Origin of the sequence: Kitasatospora sp. NBC_00240, assembly GCF_026342405.1 — a bacterium.
Taxonomy (GTDB): domain Bacteria; phylum Actinomycetota; class Actinomycetes; order Streptomycetales; family Streptomycetaceae; genus Kitasatospora.
Genome location: NZ_JAPEMU010000001.1, coordinates 5,718,013 through 5,735,348, shown reverse-complemented (window position 1 = coordinate 5,735,348; position 17,336 = coordinate 5,718,013). Strand labels below are relative to the sequence as shown.

Sequence of the window (17,336 nt, the reverse complement as noted above, 5' to 3'; positions counted from 1 at the left end):
CGGTCAGGCCTCCGTTCCGGTGCTCTCGGCAGCCGGCGTCTCCGTCACAGCCGCGGCCGGAGCCTCGGTGTTCTGGGGACGACGGGCGCCACCACGTGCGCCACCGCGCTCGCCGCCACGGCCACCGCGCTCGCCGCCACGCGCGGGGCGGGCGTCGTTGCGGGCCGGACGGTTGCCCGAGCGGGCAGCAGCGTTCTCAGCGCGGACCTCGGCGATGTTCTTGACGTCGCCCTTGTAGATCCAGACCTTCACGCCGATGCGGCCGAAGGTCGTCTTGGCCTCGAAGAAGCCGTAGTCGACGTTCGCGCGAAGGGTGTGCAGCGGCACACGACCCTCGCGGTAGAACTCCGAACGGCTCATCTCGGCGCCGCCGAGACGACCGGAGCACTGGACCTTGATGCCCTTGGCGCCCGACTTCATGGTGCCCTGCATGCTCTTGCGCATGGCACGACGGAAGGAGACGCGCGAGGACAGCTGCTCCGCGACGCCCTGAGCCACGAGCTGGGCGTCCAGCTCGGGGTTCTTGACCTCGAGGATGTTCAGCTGGACCTGCTTGCCGGTCAGCTTCTCGAGGTCGCCGCGGATGCGGTCGGCCTCGGTGCCACGGCGACCGATGACGATGCCGGGGCGGGCGGTGTGGATGTCGACCCGGACGCGGTCGCGGGTGCGCTCGATCTCAACCTTCGAGATGCCGGCGCGCTCCATGCCCTTCGTCATCATGCGACGAATGGCAACGTCTTCCTTGACGTAGTCCGAGTACAGCTTGTCGGCGTACCAGCGGGACTTGAAGTCCGTGCTGATGCCGAGACGGAACCCGTGCGGGTTAACCTTCTGGCCCATTACCGGGTCCCTTCCTTGCTGCTGACGACCACGGTGATGTGGCTGGTCCGCTTGCGGATCCGGTAGGCACGGCCCTGGGCGCGCGGACGGAACCGCTTCAGGGTCGGGCCCTCGTCAACGTACGCCTCGCTGATGACGAGGTCGTCCACGTTGTTGTGGTTGTAGTTGTGCACGGCGTTGGCAATGGCGCTGTCGAGCACCTTGCCGACCGGCACGGTAGCGGCCTGCGGAGCGAAACGCAGGACCGCCTGGGCCTCCGTGGCGTTCAGGCCACGGATGAGGTCCACCACGCGGCGGGCCTTCATGGGCGTGACGCGGATGTACCGCGCCTGGGCCCTGGCTTCCATGGTTGTCCCCTTGCTGGTGTAAGTCATTGAGTCGGTAATCTCGCTGGCGACTAGCGACGCTTCGACTTGCGGTCGTCCTTGACGTGACCGCGGAAGGTACGCGTCGGCGCGAACTCGCCGAGCTTGTGGCCGACCATCGACTCGGTGACGAACACCGGGACGTGCTTACGGCCATCGTGGACCGCGATCGTGTGGCCGAGCATGGCCGGGAAGATCACGGAGCGACGGGACCAGGTCTTGATGACGTTCTGGGTACCCGCCTCGTTCTGCGCGTCCACCTTCTTGAGAAGGTGGCCGTCGATGAAGGGGCCCTTCTTGAGACTGCGCGGCATCTGACCTGCTCCTAGCGCTTCTTGTTGGTCTTGCGGCGGCGCACGATGAGAGCGTTCGAAGCCTTCTTCGGGCTACGAGTGCGACCCTCCTTCTGGCCCCACGGCGAGACCGGGTGGCGACCACCGGAGGTCTTACCCTCACCACCACCGTGCGGGTGGTCGATCGGGTTCATGGCCACACCACGCACGGTCGGGCGAACGCCCTTCCAGCGCATACGGCCGGCCTTGCCCCAGTTGATGTTCGACTGCTCGGCGTTGCCGACCTCGCCGACGGTCGCGCGGCAGCGCGCGTCCACCAGGCGGATCTCACCGGAGGGCATGCGCAGGTGCGCCATCTTGCCCTCACGCGCCAGCAGCTGGATGCCGGCACCGGCGGAGCGGGCCATCTTGGCACCGCCGCCCGGGCGCAGCTCCACCGCGTGGATGGTGGTACCGACCGGGATGTTGCGCAGCGGCAGGTTGTTGCCGGGCTTGATGTCGGCCGCGGGGCCGTTCTCAATCCGGTCGCCCTGGCCGACACCGCGCGGGGCGATGATGTAGCGCTTCTCGCCGTCCGCGTAGTGCAGGAGCGCGATGCGCGCAGTGCGGTTGGGGTCGTACTCGATGTGCGCGACCTTGGCCGGCACGCCGTCCTTGTCGTGACGACGGAAGTCGATCACGCGGTAGGCGCGCTTGTGTCCGCCACCCTGGTGGCGAGCGGTGATACGACCGGCGTTGTTACGGCCGCCCTTGCTGTGCAGGGGGCGAACCAGCGACTTCTCCGGCGTGGACCGCGTGATCTCTACGAAGTCGGCCACGCTGGAGCCACGACGGCCCGGCGTAGTCGGCTTGTACTTGCGGATGCCCATTTGGCTCTCTCGTCCTCGTCCTTATCGACGATCCGAGTCTCCGTTAGGAGACCGGACCCCCGAAGATGTCGATGCGGTTGCCCTCGGCCAGCGTCACGATGGCGCGCTTGGTGTCCTTGCGCTTGCCAAAGCCCGTCTTGGAGCGCTTGCGCTTGCCCTGACGGTTGAGCGTGTTGACCGACTCGACCTTGACCGAGAAGACCGCCTCGACGGCCTGCTTGATCTGGGTCTTGTTGGCGCCCGGCGACACGACGAACGTGTACTTGTTCTCGTCGAGGAGCGCGTAGCTCTTCTCGGAGATGACCGGCTTCACCAGAACGTCACGGGGGTCCGTGAACGTCTTGCTCGTGATCTCTGCAGCCATCAGGCGGCGCTCCCTTCGAGCTCGCCCTCAGCAGCCACAGCCTTGGCGGACGCGGCGGGACCCGCCACGAAACGCTCGAAAGCAGCCTGGGTGAAGACCACATCGTCGGAGACGAGCACGTCGTAGGTGTTCAGCTGACCGGCGTCCAGGATGTGGACGTTCGGCAGGTTGCGGGCGCTCTTGAGACCCAGCTCGTCGGCACGCTCGACGACGAGGAGGATGTTCTTGCGCTCGGTGATCTTGCCGAACAGGCCCTTCGCGGCCTTGGTCGACGGCGCCTCGGCGGCAACCACGTCGGTGATGACGTGGATGCGGCTGTGACGGGCCCGGTCGGTGAGCGCGCCACGCAGAGCGGCGGCGATCATCTTCTTCGGGGTCCGCTGCGAGTAGTCACGCGGCTTCGGGCCGTGGACGACGCCACCGCCGACGAACTGCGGCGCGCGGGTCGAGCCCTGACGGGCGCGGCCGGTGCCCTTCTGGCGGTACGGCTTGCGGCCGCCGCCTCGGACCTCGCCACGACGCTTGGTCGAGTGGGTGCCCTGGCGGGCGCCGGCGAGCTGAGCGACGACGACCTGGTGCATCAGCGGAATGCTGACCTTGGCGTCGAAGATCTCAGCGGGCAGCTCGAGGCTGCCGGCCTTGTCGCCCGAGGGCGACAGGATGTCAATGGTGCTCATATCCTCACAGCCCCTTCGCCGCGGTGCGGACGAGGACGAGGCCGCCGTTCGGACCCGGGATTGCGCCCTTGATGAGGAGCAGCCCCTTCTCCGCGTCAACGGCGTGGACGGTCAGGTTCTGGGTGGTCACGCGCTCGTGGCCCATCCGGCCGGCCATCTTCATGCCCTTGAACACGCGACCCGGGGTGGCGCAGCCACCGATCGAGCCGGGCGAACGGTGCTTGCGCTGCACGCCGTGACCGGCGCCGAGGCCCTTGAAGTTGTGACGCTTCATGACACCGGCGAAGCCCTTGCCCTTGGAGGTGCCGGTCACGTCGACCTTGACACCCGCCTCGAACAGCTCAGCGGTGATCTCCTGGCCGAGGGTGTACTCGGACGCGTCCGAGGTACGGAGCTCGACCAGGTGACGGCGCGGGGTGACACCGGCCTTGGCGAAGTGACCCGCGAGGGGCTTGTTCACCTTGCGGGGGTCGATCTCGCCGAAACCGATCTGCACGGCGTCGTAGCCGGTGCCATCAGCGGTGTGGACCTGGGTCACGACATTGGGCCCGGCCTTGACGACGGTCACCGGAACGATCCGGTTGTTCTCGTCCCAGACCTGGGTCATGCCGAGCTTCTCGCCCAGGATGCCCTTAATCTGCTTTGCCATCTTCGTCGCGCCTCTCAGAGCTTGATCTCGATGTCGACGCCGGCCGGAAGGTCGAGGCGCATCAGCGAGTCAACGGTCTTCGGGGTCGGGTCGAGGATGTCGATCAGACGCTTGTGGGTGCGCATCTCGAAGTGCTCGCGCGAGTCCTTGTACTTGTGCGGCGAGCGGATGACGCAGTAGACGTTCTTCTCAGTGGGCAGCGGCACCGGGCCCGCGACCTGCGCACCAGTGCGAATGACGGTCTCGACGATCTTCTTCGCCGAGGAGTCAATCACCTCGTGGTCGTAGGCCTTGAGCCGGATGCGGATCTTCTGTCCCGCCATGGCTACTCAGTAGTCCTTTGTGTCGTCTGATGCTTCTGCGGCCGGAGTCATCCGGGTGGATTGGTCCGGTGGTACCTCTGGGTGGTTACCTCCGACCCACGCGGTCGGGCGTGTCGCCCTCGCGCTTGCAAAAAATCCACCAGAGATCACTCTCTGCGGATTCCTGCGGGTCGGTGGAGGTCTTGCACCCACCAGATACCGGGTCGAGGCCCTGCTCACACTGCCCGGAAGATTCCCGTACGTCCGCCCCGCAGCTGCCGCGGTGTCGCTTACACACCACTGCGGTCCACACCTTCACCCTGGGGTAGAGGCGGACCACATGAACGGCCATCACGGGAACGACGAGTACGTGGGACTCGCTTCCGGTCCTCCCGGCGGGAGGCGCGCAGCATCGGCAACTCAACCGAGCAACTTGGACATACTGCCACAGCTCGCACCCGATAAGCCAATCGGGGCCGGTGAGGTCTTCCTCACCGGCCCCGACCGAACACTCAGCGCTTGCGCCAGAGCACCCAGCTGTGCTTGATGCTCACCCGGTCGACCTCCCAGCCGGCGGGCGCGCCCGGCCAGCTCGACTCCGGTGTGGCGTACGGCTGGGGCAGGTTCAGCAGCACCGCCGTCGCGCCGGCCCTGGGCGTGCCGCCGTGCTTGAGGTCCTGGGTCCAGACCCGGCCCCAGTACACCTCGTAGGACTGCGCCATCCGCAGGCCCCACTCGACGTCGTCTCCCAGCACCACGCTGTCGCCCTTGCGGATCCCGGCGTCCTTGGTGAAGCCGGTGGCCTCGTACCTGCGGTCCTTGGCGTGCTTCTCCGCCACGTTGTCGCTGACCGTGGAGGTGGCGTACAGCGCGAAGGCGCAGAGCGAGGCGGTCAGCGCCCACATCACCCGGCGCCCGCCGGCCACCCGCATCAGCACGCACAGGCCGAGGACCAGGAAGGCGCCGGCCATGGTGCGCCACATGTGCAGCCCGGTCCACTCCGAGGCCAGGAACAGCGCGTCCGGCATCGCCCACGGGATGATGTTGGTGGAGCGCAGCGCGCCGCCTGCGTACTGCATGACCACCTCGGCGCCGACCACCGCCAGCAGGCCGCCGGCCAGCGCCAGGCGCAGGGTGTCCTTGGGCCGGCAGCGGTACAGCACCGCGGCCCCCACCAGGAAGTAGACCGGCACCAGCGGGGCCAGGTAGCGGGCGTAGATCCAGTTGTCGAGCCGGTCGCCGTCGCCCAGGCCGGCCGCCGAGGCCAGCGCTATCCCGACCAGTGCGGCGACCATGACGAACGCGACCACCCGGTCGGCCCGCGCGACCCGCGAGCTGAACACCGCGAAGAGGCAGAACGCCAGGGCCAGCGCCCCGAAGCCCCAGGAGGAGGTCATGAAGTACCAGAGCTGGCCGGTGGTCCGGGTCAGCGTCCGGCCGAGGATCTCGGTGTTCAGCAGGTTGTCCAGCACCTGGGTGCCGACCGAGCTGGGCGGGCTGTCCTTGAAGCGGGACTCCACGTAGGACGCCATCAGCTTGGCGCCCAGCACCGTCACGCCGAGCGCGGCGACGCCGACCAGCGTCGCCCGGCGCGGCGCCCGACCGAGCACCAGGGCGCCGACCAGCACCAGCGCGGTGAGCGCGACCACCACACCGCCGCGGTCGTGGGTGGCCAGCGCGTAGCCGGCCGCCAGGCCCGTCCCGGCGGCGTACAGCGTCCGTCGGCGCAGCGAGCCGTCCGAGAGCCAGCCGTGCATGGTGAGCAGCCAGCAGAGCAGGATCACCGGGAAGACCGTGTCCGACATCGCGAACTCGGAGTAGAAGATCACCGGCGGCAGCAGCGCGGCGGCGGTGCCGATCAGGAAGGACAGCAACCGCGGCAGGCCGAGCCGGCGCAGCGCCAGGAAGGCCAGCGGGAACACCAGCGCGTTGACCAGCGCGTTGGTGCCCATCACCAGGTGGTAGGCGGTGATCGGGTTGCCCCCGAGCCGGAGCGCCGGCGCGAGCAGCAGCGGGTAGCCGCCGGGGATCACCACGCCGACGGGCATCTCGGTGCTGGAGCCGCCCGCGAACACCCGGGCGATCACCAGGTACGAGGCCTCGTCCGCGTGCACCGAGGGGTAGCTGTTGTGCAGCACCAGGGAGAGCCGGAACAGCACCTGGCCGAGGTAGCCGGCCAGCAGCGCGAAGGCCGGGAACCGGCGGCGGGCGGCGAGCCGGAGCACCCACCCGGGCAGGGTGAGACGGTCGTCCGGGCCGTCGTCGGTCCGCGCCCCGTCCCGGTGCCGGCCGGATTCGCCGCCCGCCTCGGGCACATCCACGGATTCGGTTACCGGCTGCACCGATGCACTTCCCATACTGGTTGGCATTCAGGTCGACCACGGGTCCCCCGGTACGGGGGCCGGACGGGCGCAATCCACCGTCCGGAGGCCTGTTCACGCGAGAGTGTACGGCCCCGGTCCCGTCGACCAACGGGCTGAGACGGCTGTGCCCGCCCTGCCCGGGTGCCGGAGCGCGCGGCGGGGGATCCACTCCCCCGCCGCGCGCTCCGCCGTCCCGGGCGGGCGGGTCAGCCGTTGGTGCGCTGGCCCTGGGTGAGGGCGTGGCGCGCGAGAGTGCGCGCGCCGTCGCGCTGTCCCCGGCGCAGGGCGCCCGGGAGCATCGTCAGGGCGTGCAGACGCGAAGCGCTGTGGAAGCGCGCCGCGCGCGCCGCCTTCGGCCAGCCGCGCGCGTCCATCCGCTCGGCCACCGCCGCGAAGTACCGCTCCGCCTCGGTGAACCGGGTGCCCGAGAACGCCTGGACGGAGGACTCGCTGACCGCGTGCCGGCGGTACTGGAACACCGTGGTGGTCGTGTCGATCACCATCTGCTCGCCGAGCTCCAGCAGGTCGACCACCAGGGCGAGGTCCTGGATGACGGAGTAGTCGTCCCGGAAGTTGACCGCCCGCAGGGCGTCGCCCTTCCAGCAGATGGAGGGGAAGTACAGCCAGTTGCCGCGCAGCACGCTGGCGGCCAGCTCCTCCCCGCCCATCACCCGGCGGCCGGCCACGTTCGGGGCGTAGATCCGGCGCTTGGTGGCATCGGCCAGGCTGGAGCCCACCACGCCGTTGCCGTCGATCACCTCGACCCCGGGCTGGACCATGCCCGCGTCCGGGTACTCCTTGAGGATCTCCCGGACGGTGGCCAGGTAGTGCGGGTGCAGCAGGTCGTCGCACCCCATGATGACCACGTGGCCGTGCTCGGAGAGCTCCACGCACTTCTGGAAGTTCTTCGTGATGCCGAGGTTCTGCTCGTTGCGCAGGTACCGCACGCGCTCGTCGCCGAGGTCGGCGAACCACCCGGGGACCTCCGGCTCCTTGCCGTCGTCGACGACGGTGAGCCGGAAGTCCGGGTCGGTCTGGGCCAGGACGCTGCGCACGGCGTCCTGCATCAGTGCCACGTCGCCGTAGTACGGCAGCATGACGTCGAAGGTGACCATCGATCAGGCCTTCGTGGCGGTGACGGGGGCCGGCGCGTCGAGGTCGAACCGCTCCTCGTTGAGCCGGGCACCCTCGTTGATCGCCACCGTCCGGGCCAGGTCGGTGAGCTTCTTCTCCAGCGAACGGAACCGCAGGAAGGTGTTGAGGGTCAGGAAGCCCATGCCGAGCACCATGCCGTACAGCACCAGGTCGGTGCCGCGGCCGACGCCGAGCTTGTGAGCGACCCAGGTCACGTCGGTCGGGCGCAGCACCGCGTAGATGTTCACGACCACGAACACCGAGAAGGCGATGCGCTTCCAGGCCCGGGTGTTCGCGGCGTCCCAGCGCCGGATGAACATGAAGGCGAGGCTGACCGAGCCCAGGATGAGAAGCAGCTGGATCCAGAGGTAGTTCATCGGCGGCCACGCTCCCGCAGCGAGATGTCGAAGATGATGTTGACGCCGTTGATCAGGGACTGACCCTTGGCGCGTGAGTAGTCGGTGTACAGGATGTCCACCGGCAGCTCGGCGACCCGAAGGTCGGAACCCGCCAGGAAGCTGACGATCTCCGACGCGTGGGCCATGCCGTTCATGGTGATCCGCACGCGGGAGGCCGCCTCGCGGTTCAGTACCCGCAGACCGTTGTGCGAGTCCGTGAGCTTGAGCTTGCGTGCCGTGGGGCTGACCGTGGCGGCGGTGCGCAGCACCACGCGCTTGATCCACGGCACCTGGCCGTTCTGCTCGATGAAGCGGGAGCCCAGCACGACGTCGGTCTGGCCCTCCCTGAGCAGCGCGACCATCTTCTCGACGTCGGCGGTCTGGTGCTGCCCGTCCGCGTCGAAGGTGGCGAAGTACTGCGCGCCCGGCTGGGCCAGCGCGTACGCGAGGCCGGTCTGCAGCGCCGCACCCTGACCGAGGTTGACCGGGTGGCGCACCAGGTGGGCGCCGGTGGTCATGATGTGCTTCGCGGAGTCGTCCGCGCTGCCGTCGTCGACGACGACGATATTCGGGAACGTCTTGCGCGCTCCCTCCACAACGTCGGCGATCACCTGGCCTTCGTTGTAGGCCGGGATCACCAGCCAGACATCGTCGTATTGGGACACGGGGGCTCCATGGTCGGGGTAGGGCCCGCGCGTGCGCGCGGCAGGCCGTATGTCGGGGGCGGGGGCGGTCATTCGCCGACCACACCAGCGCCCAGAGGGCTCGGGGCGGACTCGTGCGCGGGCTCGACCGTGCCCGGCGCGGTCCGGTCGGGGAAGCTCCGCCTGAGGGCGGCCAGCATACCGATGACGGTCGCCAGCGAGCCCAGCGCGTAGGCCAGCACGACCCGGGTGGCCACGTCGCCGGGCACGAACGTGACGCCGAGAAGTACCAGTGTGCCAGCGGCCCAGCAGAGCAGCTGGAGGTTGTGACGCTTGAATACCATCAGCGCCTGGCCGAGCACCATCGCGAACATGTACGCCACCGTGCCGGCGGACATCCAGAAGAAGTCGAGGCAGCCGAGCACCGGCTCCGCGCCGAACAGCACCTGGATCAGCCACGGACCGAGCAGCACCGCGGGGATGCCGCCGAGCACGCCGAGCAGGCCCACCACGGCGCCGATCTTGCGCAGCATGCCGGAGAACGCAGCCCGGTCACCGACCGCCAGCGCGGCCGACAGGCCGTTCAGCAGCGAGGCCTGCAGCGAGCCGAAGACGAACAGCGGCACCCGGGCCAGCACCAGGGCGTTCAGCAGGGCCGCGATCAGCGCCGAGTCGGTGGGGGCGAGCAGCTTGGTGCTCAGCACCGCGGCGTTCACCACCACCTGGGAGAGCAGGGTGGAGCAGATCAGCAGGCCGAGACCGCCGCAGAGGTCGCGCCAGGCGATCGCGGGCCCGGGCTTGACCGCCCGCAGCAGCGGCGGCAGCGTGGCCAGCATCGCGATCACCGGGGCGACCGCGAGGATCAGGCTGAAGGCCAGCGCCGACCGGACGCCGAGGACGGCGCAGCCGAAGGCCAGCACGATCCGCAGCCCGCCGTCGAGGCCCAGCTGGGTGCCGTACGCGCCGAACCGGCCGAGGCCGGCCAGCACGCCGCGGGTGAGGTAGCAGACGGCCATCCCGAAGAAGGCCGCGCCCAGGGCGGCCACCAGGGCCTTGTCGCCCCGGAAGAGCCCGTCGGCGATCGGCCCGGCCGCGGCGGCCAGGGCCGCCAGGGTGACGCCGAGGATGCCGGCGGTCAGCAGGGTCGCGCGGCGCAGCACCGGTCCGGCGCCGTGGCCGAGCGCGGCCCGGGCGGCGACGATCCGGGTGAGTTCCTGCTCGATCGGGAAGAAGACGCCGATGCCGATGGACATCACGATCGTCCACAGCAGCGAGACGTTGGCCATCTGGTCGGTCGTGAGGCTGTGCCCGGCCACCCCGAGGTGGACGTACGACGCGGCTCCGAGCACCACGGTGCCGCCGGCCACCGCCAGGGTTCCCGGCGGCAGCGCGGCGGCTACCTTGGCCAGCGGGTTCTTCACTGAGGTCTGCCGCTCTCGGTGGTCCGGGCCGCGAGGGCCAGTTCGGTGAACACGGGGGTGCCCAGGGCCTCCGCCAGCTGGTCGCGCCAGTCGGGGAGGGGGGCGAGGCCGGCCTGCGCCCAGCGGCCGTGCGCCAGGACGCTGAAGGCCGGGCGGACGGCGGGCCGGACGAAGGCCGTCGAGTCGGTCGGGCGGATCCGCTCCGGGTCCAGGCCGGCCAGCCGGTAGGTCTCGCGGGCCAGGCCGAACCAGGTGGTCCGGCCGCTGCCGGTGCCGTGGTAGACCCCCGCGGGGGCCTGCCCGGCGAGCGCGGCGGTGCCCAGCGCCACCAGTTGCCGGGCCAGCGCAAAGGACCAGGTCGGCTGCCCGTGCTGGTCGTCCACCACGTCCAGGCTGTCGCGCTGGGCGGCGAGCTTGAGCATGGTGGCGACGAAGTTCGGGCCGTGCTGGCCGTACAGCCAGGCGGTCCGGACGGTGTAGCCGGTCTCCGGGAGCAGCTCCGCGACGGCCTGCTCGCCCGCCAGCTTGCTGCGCCCGTAGGCGTTGACCGGCGAGGTCGGGGCGTCCTCGGCGTACGGCTCGGTGGCGTCACCGGGCAGCACGTAGTCGGTGGAGACGTGCAGCAGCCGGGCGCCGGTCTTGGCGCAGGCCGCGGCGAGGTTGCGGACACCGGCGCCGTTGACGGCGGTGGCGGCCTCCTCGGCGCTCTCCGCGCCGTCGACGTCGGTCCACGCCGCGCAGTTCACGACCACGTCGTGGCCCTGCACCGCGGCGAGCACCGCGTCCGGGTCGGTGATGTCGAGGTCGGCCCGCCCGAGGGCGGTGACCTCGGCCCGCGGGTCGGCGGCGAGCTCGGCCAGCAGGTCCTGGCCGAGCATCCCGGCGGCGCCGGTGACGAGCCAGCGCACGGTGTCCGAGGAGTTGGCGGTCACTGGGCCAGGGCCGCCTTCGTCTTCAGCGGCTCCCACCAGTCGCGGTTCTCGCGGTACCAGGCGATGGTGGCCGCGAGGCCGTCCTCGAAGCGCACCTGCGGCTCGTAGCCGAGCTCCTCGCGGATCTTGCTGATGTCGATCGAGTAGCGCAGGTCGTGGCCCTTGCGGTCCTCGACGTGCTCGACCATGTCCCAGCCGGCGCCGGCCGCCTCGAGCAGCAGGCCGGTGAGCTCCTTGTTGGTGGCCTCGGTGCCGCCGCCGATGTTGTAGACCTGGCCGGCGCGGCCGCCGCGCATCACCATCTCGATGGCGCGGCAGTGGTCGGAGACGTGCAGCCAGTCGCGGACGTTGCCACCGTCGCCGTACAGCGGCACCTTCTTGCCGTCGATCAGGTTGGTGGTGAAGAGCGGGATGACCTTCTCCGGGAACTGGTAGTGCCCGTAGTTGTTGGAGCAGCGGGTGACCACCACGTCCATGCCGTGCGTGCGGTGGTAGGCCAGCGCCAGCAGGTCGGAGGAGGCCTTGGAGGCCGAGTACGGGGAGTTCGGCACCAGCGGCCACTCCTCCGTCCAGGAGCCCTCGCTGATCGAGCCGTACACCTCGTCGGTGGAGATGTGCACGAAGCGGCCCACGCGGTGCTTGCGCGCGGCGTCCAGCAGCACCTGGGTGCCGACCACGTTGGTCAGCACGAAGGGGCCGGCGCCCGCGATGGAGCGGTCCACGTGGGACTCGGCGGCGAAGTGCACGACGACGTCGTGACCGGGCATGACCTGGTCGACGGCGTCGACGTCGCAGATGTCGCCCTTGACGAAGGTGTAGCCGCTGTGGGCCGCCACGGACGCCAGGTTGGCCTCGACACCCGAGTAGGTGAGCTTGTCGAAGACAGTGATCTGGTCGGTGGCGTCCGTGCCCAGCAGCTGGCGGACGAACTCAGAACCGATGAAGCCGGCACCGCCGGTCACGAGAATGCGCATAGTGTGCGCAGTCTACCGTCGGCCGGACGCCCGCACCGACCTGGCCCTCACCAGCCCCTCGCCTCTCGCATAAGGTGCACGCATGCGTGGAATTCTCTTGGCAGGCGGCACCGGATCACGACTCTGGCCCCTGACCCGAGCTGTCTCGAAGCAGCTCCTGCCGGTCTTCGACAAGCCGATGATCTACTACCCGCTCTCTACCCTCGTGATGGCGGGAATCAGCGAGATCCTCATCATCACCACCCCGGCCGACCGGGAGCAGTTCGAGCGGCTGCTCGGCGACGGCTCGCAGTTCGGCCTGCGCCTCGAGTACGCCGTCCAGGAGCGCCCCGAGGGCATCGCCCAGGCCTTCGTCCTGGGCGCGGACTTCATCGGCGACGAGTCCGTGGCGCTGATCCTCGGCGACAACATCTTCCACGGCAGCGGCCTGGGCACCAGGCTCGCCGAGCACACCGACGCGGCCGGCGGCCGGGTCTTCGCCTACCCGGTGGCCGATCCCACCGCGTACGGCGTGGTGGAGTTCGACGGACGCGGCCAGGCGATCTCCATCGAGGAGAAGCCCGAGCACCCGAAGTCGCGGTACGCCGTGCCGGGCCTCTACTTCTACGACAACCAGGTCGTCGAGATCGCCCGCGGCCTGAAGCCCAGCGCCCGCGGCGAGCTGGAGATCACCGCGGTCAACGACGCCTACCTGCAGAAGGGCGAGCTGAACGTCACGATCCTGGATCGCGGCACCGCCTGGCTCGACACCGGCACCTTCGTGTCGATGGTGCAGGCCTCGGAGTTCGTCCGGGTCATCGAGGAGCGCCAGGGCTTCAAGATCGGCTGCATCGAGGAGGCCGTCTGGCGGGCCGGGCTGATCAGCTCCGACGAGCTCCGTGAGCTCGCCGTCCCGCTGCTGAAGAGCGGTTACGGCCAGTACCTGATCGCCCTGATCGAGGAGGAGAACGCCCGGTGAAGTTCCGTGAGTTGAGCATCGAGGGCCTGATCGAGGTCACCCCGCAGCTGCACGGCGACCCGCGCGGCATGTTCACCGAGTGGTACCGCTTCGACCGGCTGGCGGAGGTCGTCGGCCACCCGCTGCGGCTCGCCCAGGCGAACCTCTCGGTCTCCTCCCGCGGCGTCGTCCGCGGCATCCACTTCGCCGACGTGCCGCGCGGCCAGGCCAAGTACGTGACCTGCGTACGCGGCGCCGTACTGGACGTGATCGTCGACCTGCGGGTGGGCTCCCCCACCTTCGGCCGTTGGGAGGGCGTGCGGCTCGACGACGTCGACCGCCGCGCCGTCTACATCCCCGAGGGGCTCGGGCACGGCTTCTGCGCGCTGAGCGACGACGCCACGCTCTCGTACCTGTGCTCGGAGACGTACAACCCGACCGGCGAGCACTCGGTCCACCCGCTCGACCCCGATCTGGGCATCGAGTGGCCGGCCGACCTGCCGCTGCTCTCCGCCCGCGACGAGGCCGCGCCCTCGCTCGCCGACGCCATCGCGACCGGCCTGCTGCCGGACTACGAGGCGTGCAAGGCCTTCACCGCCTCGCTGGACGAGCAGAACTGACCCGCTGCCGATCCGGCACACCGGAGCCCCCGCCCCCGAGAAGGGGACGGGGGCTCCGGTCGTTGCGGCCGCAGGGCGGTCAGTGGCTGGGCGTACCGCTGCCGACCGGCTCCCCGTGGGCGCGCGAGGCCGGCACCTCCGGGGGCTGGGACGCGCTGCGGAAGTCCTTGATCGAGCTGGCCATGCCGGCCTTGAGCATCGGCGCCAGCGGGCGCTCGACGAGCCGGTGCACCAGCCAGGAGGCCACCAGCATCGCCACCGTGACCACGGCCACCGAGGGCCAGGGCCGCAGGTGGGGCTGGAGCAGCCGCAGGGCCGTCCAGCCGATGGCCTCGTGCAGGAGGTACAGCGGGTAGGTGAGCGCGCCGGCGACGGTGAGCCACCGCCACCTGATCCACGACAGCCGGCCCAGCGCCACCAGGGCCATCACCACGAACGACAACGTGACCACGAGCACGGCCGGCCACAACGGGACGTCCTGGCCGATCTCCCCCGAGACCTCACCCTGATGCCCGAGGGCGTAGCGGGTGGACAGGATCCAGGACATCCCGACGATCCCCCAGAGCAGCAGGTTCGGCCGGAACCGGTGCATGAGGTAGAACGCCAGACCCGCGACGAAGAACGGCGCGACCGGCGCCATCACGATCAGGTCGAGCTGGTGCACACCGCCGTAGCTCGTCAGCAGGCCCGCGGCCGTCCACAGCAGGCAGAAGGCCACCACCCTGCGATACGTGACGCCGCGCCAGACGACGATCGCGAAGAGCAGGTAGAAGCGCATCTCGATCCAGAGCGTCCAGTAGACGGCGTCGACGGCCTTCACATGGAACGCTTCCTGGAGCATCGTCATGTTGGCCAGGACGTCGTACATCCCGAGCGGGTGGCGGACCGTCGGCCACACCATGAGTACCGCCGTGGTCGCGAGCACGGCGAACCAGTAGGCCGGGTAGAGCCGCATGACCCGCGACTTGAGGAAGTCGCTGAGCCCCCGGCCCCAGCTGCTCATGCAGATGACGAAGCCGCTGATGATGAAGAAGAGGCAGACCCCGGTCCAGAGGTAGATGCCCACTTCGGCGCCGCCGTGGAACACCGCTGCGGCCGGACGTCCCCAGGCGCTGTCGTCCTTGGTGGATCCGCCCCCGTAGCCGACGTAGTGGTGGAAGACCACCATCAGAGCGGCCACGAGCCGGAGCCCGTCCAGAACTGCGAGGCGCCCGGCCGGTATGCTCCGACGTCGCCGCTGTGTGGCCCCGATACTACGAACCCGTCCTATCACCGGGGAATCCTAGCGGTACGTGGTTTACCTCAGACCGTGGGCCTCGTCACACCCGTACGACAGCCCTCACGGCAGTCGGCCGACGTGGGCAGCCGTCCGGGCACGCCCCCGTCGATCAGCTGTTCGGGAAGGGTGCGTGGACCACCGTGGCACGTACGTCCGCCGAGGCGAGGTCCCGCTTCAGGCGCTCCGCCACCTTCGCGTCGCCCACCAGAATGGTCGGCGGGGCCGGGCAGTCGGCGATGGCCTTCTTCAGATGGCCGAGCGAGGACTGGTACTCCTTCTCCCGGTCCGCCGCCTTCTCCGCCTCGGTCTTGTCCTTGTCGGCCGGCTTCTCCTTGTCCTTCGGCGGCACTGCGGGGCCGCCGATCTTCACGTAGAAGACCTCGTAGAGCCCCACCATGTTGCCGCCCTGGTGGGTGAGGAGCTGGGCGATGAAGGTCGACTTGAGGTTGTGGTACGAGTCGTTGCTGTACAGCGCGATGACCGGCGTGGTGACGCCCTTGAGGTCGCGCTTGGTGAGGAGGTTGGTGGCAGGGCCCATGTCGCTCACCGCCTCGCCCTTCGCCCACTTGACCATGGGGCTGTCGTACCAGGCCGAAGGCTTGCTCCAGCCGGAGGGCACGCCCCACTGGACGCCCGCGAACATGCTGAGCGCCGCCGCGGTGGCCACCGCCGAGAGACCGAGACGTTCGGCCCGGCGCCGCAGCGGCGTGCCCTTGGTCCGCTCGGCGGGCTGCAGCATCAGTCCGACCATCCCGAGGGAGATCAGCGCGATCACCAGGCCGCCGGCGGCCAGCTTCTCGAAGTAGTACGAGAGGTAGCCGATGGTGTGCAGCTGCCAGAACCCGAAGACGGCGAGCACCAGGCCGGTACCGAGCACCAGGGCGAAGACCGTCCGGCCGGTGGCGGTGCGGCGGTTCACCGGCAGCGCGGCGGCCACCAGGACGAGCAGGGTGCAGCCGATCAGCACCGGGCGGTCGGGGATGACCATCGGCCCGGCGAGGTTGGAGGTCTTGGCGACGTCCAGCTTGGTCAGCACGGAGAAGACGGTGGGCAGTCCCGCGACGAGGGCGCCGGCGGCGAGCGCGCCGAACAGCAGCCCGCGCCGGGCCGCGAACCGGCGCCGGTGGATCACCAGCACCGCCGCGAGCGCGATGCCGACCAGGACGCCGTAGAGGTTGTAGACGAAGGTCACCGCGACCAGGGCGACCACCCCGACCAGGGCGAACTCGGCCCGGCCCATGGCCGGCCGCAGCAGCAGGGCCAGGGCCACGGTGAGGAAGAGCAGGCCGACCGTCTCCGAGTCGAAGCCCTTCTCCACCAGGTTCGCCATCGACCCGGACAGCATGATGGAGAGCACCGTGGCGCAGACCGCGGCCGTGCGCCAGCCGCGCAGGCGCGGTCCGCCGACCCAGCGGGCGGCCCAGACCAGCGCCGCGCAGAACAGCGCGTAGGCGGCCATCACGTAGAGCAGGTAGCGGTTCATCATGCCGAGGGCGTCGCCGCCGTCGGTGGAGGACTTCACCAGGATGTCGATCCAGGCCAGCAGGAAGTGCGTGCCCTGCGGGTAGACCGCCTCGGCCGGCGTCATCATGTACGTCCTGGCGGCCTCCTGGTGGAGGAACGCGTAGCCGCCGATGTGGTGGATGCCGTCGAAGTAGGAGAAGTGCCCCATCCGGTCCTCGGCGGTGGCGAAGTAGGCGATCCGGTCCGCGGCGGACTTGCCGGCCAGCGGGTGGTGCACGTACTTCCAGACCACGGCCGCGGTACCGAGCACCAGGACGTCGGAGCCGCGCAGCTTCAGCGGGATGTGCGGACGCCGGCCGCTGAGCCAGCCGGTGACGGACGCCACCGTCAGCAGGAATCCGGCCGTCGGGACAGGGGCCAGGCCCCAGGGCCAGAGCGAGAACAGCAGGCCGAAGGCCATCACGGAGCCGCAGAGGACGAAGGCCGCGACCACCAGGCGATCGAGCAGGCCGCCACCGACCCGGAGCAGGCTCGCCACCGCCAGCAGCAGGACCGGGATCAGGACCACGTCCAGGCTGACGGCGTTCAGTACCAGCGGCAGCACCCAGGACGCCGCCACGGCCGCCGCCAGGACGGTCCACCGCCGGGCGCCGGCCGGGCCGCCGGCCTGTTCCGCCGGCGATCTCTCGGCATTCCTATTTCTCACAACAGCTGAGCGGATCGCCACGGGAGACAAGGCACCTTTCCATCACGTACTGGCCGGATCACGGGGCCTGGCTGTCACGGCCCGATCCGTCCACGCGGCTCGGCC

General features: G+C 69.8%; 19 protein-coding genes. 2 read left to right on the top strand and 17 right to left on the bottom strand.

Going from position 1 to position 17,336, the window contains the following annotated elements:
- Positions 1–3: 3 nt before the first annotated feature.
- The 15 genes from rpsC to rfbB form a co-directional block, all read right to left on the bottom strand.
- On the bottom strand, positions 4–840 hold the full coding sequence (gene rpsC / locus OG689_RS24420) for a 30S ribosomal protein S3 (protein WP_073924303.1): 837 nt from the start codon (positions 838–840) through the stop codon (positions 4–6).
- The gene (gene rplV / locus OG689_RS24415; protein ID WP_033824229.1) at positions 840–1,187 is read right to left on the bottom strand and encodes a 50S ribosomal protein L22; all 348 of its coding nucleotides are present in this window, start codon (positions 1,185–1,187) and stop codon (positions 840–842) included. The genes rpsC and rplV overlap by 1 nt, the downstream gene beginning before the upstream one ends.
- Positions 1,188–1,237: 50 nt before the next feature.
- Positions 1,238–1,519: a 30S ribosomal protein S19 gene (gene rpsS, locus OG689_RS24410; protein ID WP_030055821.1), complete on the bottom strand. Its 282-nt coding sequence runs from the start codon at positions 1,517–1,519 to the stop codon at positions 1,238–1,240.
- A gap of 11 nt (positions 1,520–1,530) precedes the next feature.
- Positions 1,531–2,367: a 50S ribosomal protein L2 gene (rplB, locus tag OG689_RS24405; protein ID WP_073924304.1), complete on the bottom strand. Its 837-nt coding sequence runs from the start codon at positions 2,365–2,367 to the stop codon at positions 1,531–1,533.
- Between the two features lie 43 nt (positions 2,368–2,410).
- The gene (rplW, locus tag OG689_RS24400) at positions 2,411–2,734 is read right to left on the bottom strand and encodes a 50S ribosomal protein L23 (protein WP_110670517.1); all 324 of its coding nucleotides are present in this window, start codon (positions 2,732–2,734) and stop codon (positions 2,411–2,413) included.
- A complete protein-coding gene (rplD, locus tag OG689_RS24395) occupies positions 2,731–3,408 on the bottom strand; it encodes a 50S ribosomal protein L4 (protein WP_266323028.1) in 678 nt (225 codons plus the stop codon). The genes rplW and rplD overlap by 4 nt, the downstream gene beginning before the upstream one ends.
- 4 nt (positions 3,409–3,412) lie before the next feature.
- Entirely contained in the window at positions 3,413–4,057 is a 645-nt protein-coding gene (gene rplC / locus OG689_RS24390) for a 50S ribosomal protein L3 (protein ID WP_266323027.1), read from the bottom strand.
- Positions 4,058–4,071: 14 nt separating this feature from the next.
- Positions 4,072–4,380, bottom strand: a complete 309-nt coding sequence (gene rpsJ / locus OG689_RS24385; protein WP_012785157.1) for a 30S ribosomal protein S10 — start codon at positions 4,378–4,380, stop codon at positions 4,072–4,074.
- A 491-nt stretch (positions 4,381–4,871) separates the two neighbouring features.
- Positions 4,872–6,680, bottom strand: coding sequence for a hypothetical protein (locus OG689_RS24380; RefSeq protein ID WP_266323026.1), 1,809 nt, complete (start codon positions 6,678–6,680; stop codon positions 4,872–4,874).
- A gap of 248 nt (positions 6,681–6,928) precedes the next feature.
- On the bottom strand, positions 6,929–7,837 hold the full coding sequence (locus OG689_RS24375) for a glycosyltransferase family 2 protein (RefSeq protein WP_266323025.1): 909 nt from the start codon (positions 7,835–7,837) through the stop codon (positions 6,929–6,931).
- Positions 7,838–7,840: 3 nt separating this feature from the next.
- A complete protein-coding gene (locus tag OG689_RS24370; RefSeq protein WP_266323024.1) occupies positions 7,841–8,233 on the bottom strand; it encodes a DUF2304 domain-containing protein in 393 nt (130 codons plus the stop codon).
- Positions 8,230–8,919, bottom strand: coding sequence for a glycosyltransferase family 2 protein (locus OG689_RS24365; protein ID WP_073924311.1), 690 nt, complete (start codon positions 8,917–8,919; stop codon positions 8,230–8,232). Before OG689_RS24365 ends, OG689_RS24370 begins: the two co-directional genes overlap by 4 nt.
- Positions 8,920–8,987: 68 nt before the next feature.
- A complete protein-coding gene (locus OG689_RS24360; protein WP_266323023.1) occupies positions 8,988–10,319 on the bottom strand; it encodes a hypothetical protein in 1,332 nt (443 codons plus the stop codon).
- Positions 10,316–11,197 carry a dTDP-4-dehydrorhamnose reductase gene (gene rfbD, locus OG689_RS24355; RefSeq protein WP_266327398.1) on the bottom strand — a complete coding sequence of 294 codons (882 nt, stop codon included), beginning with the start codon at positions 11,195–11,197 and terminating at the stop codon, positions 10,316–10,318. The genes OG689_RS24360 and rfbD overlap by 4 nt, the downstream gene beginning before the upstream one ends.
- Before the next feature lie 50 nt (positions 11,198–11,247).
- Positions 11,248–12,225, bottom strand: coding sequence for a dTDP-glucose 4,6-dehydratase (gene rfbB, locus OG689_RS24350; protein ID WP_266323022.1), 978 nt, complete (start codon positions 12,223–12,225; stop codon positions 11,248–11,250).
- An 82-nt stretch (positions 12,226–12,307) separates the two neighbouring features.
- On the opposite strand from rfbB, the gene rfbA reads away from it, so the two are divergent.
- Positions 12,308–13,183 (top strand): glucose-1-phosphate thymidylyltransferase RfbA, encoded by an 876-nt coding sequence (gene rfbA / locus OG689_RS24345; RefSeq protein WP_266323021.1) that lies wholly within the window; start codon positions 12,308–12,310, stop codon positions 13,181–13,183.
- Complete coding sequence (rfbC, locus tag OG689_RS24340; RefSeq protein WP_266323020.1) at positions 13,180–13,782, top strand: dTDP-4-dehydrorhamnose 3,5-epimerase; 603 nt, start codon at positions 13,180–13,182, stop codon at positions 13,780–13,782. The genes rfbA and rfbC overlap by 4 nt, the downstream gene beginning before the upstream one ends.
- Before the next feature lie 79 nt (positions 13,783–13,861).
- Here rfbC and OG689_RS24335 read toward each other — a convergent pair whose 3' ends face one another.
- The gene (locus OG689_RS24335) at positions 13,862–14,980 is read right to left on the bottom strand and encodes an acyltransferase (RefSeq protein ID WP_266327396.1); all 1,119 of its coding nucleotides are present in this window, start codon (positions 14,978–14,980) and stop codon (positions 13,862–13,864) included.
- A gap of 190 nt (positions 14,981–15,170) precedes the next feature.
- On the bottom strand, positions 15,171–17,231 hold the full coding sequence (locus OG689_RS24330) for a hypothetical protein (protein WP_266323019.1): 2,061 nt from the start codon (positions 17,229–17,231) through the stop codon (positions 15,171–15,173).
- Positions 17,232–17,336 lie beyond the last annotated feature (105 nt).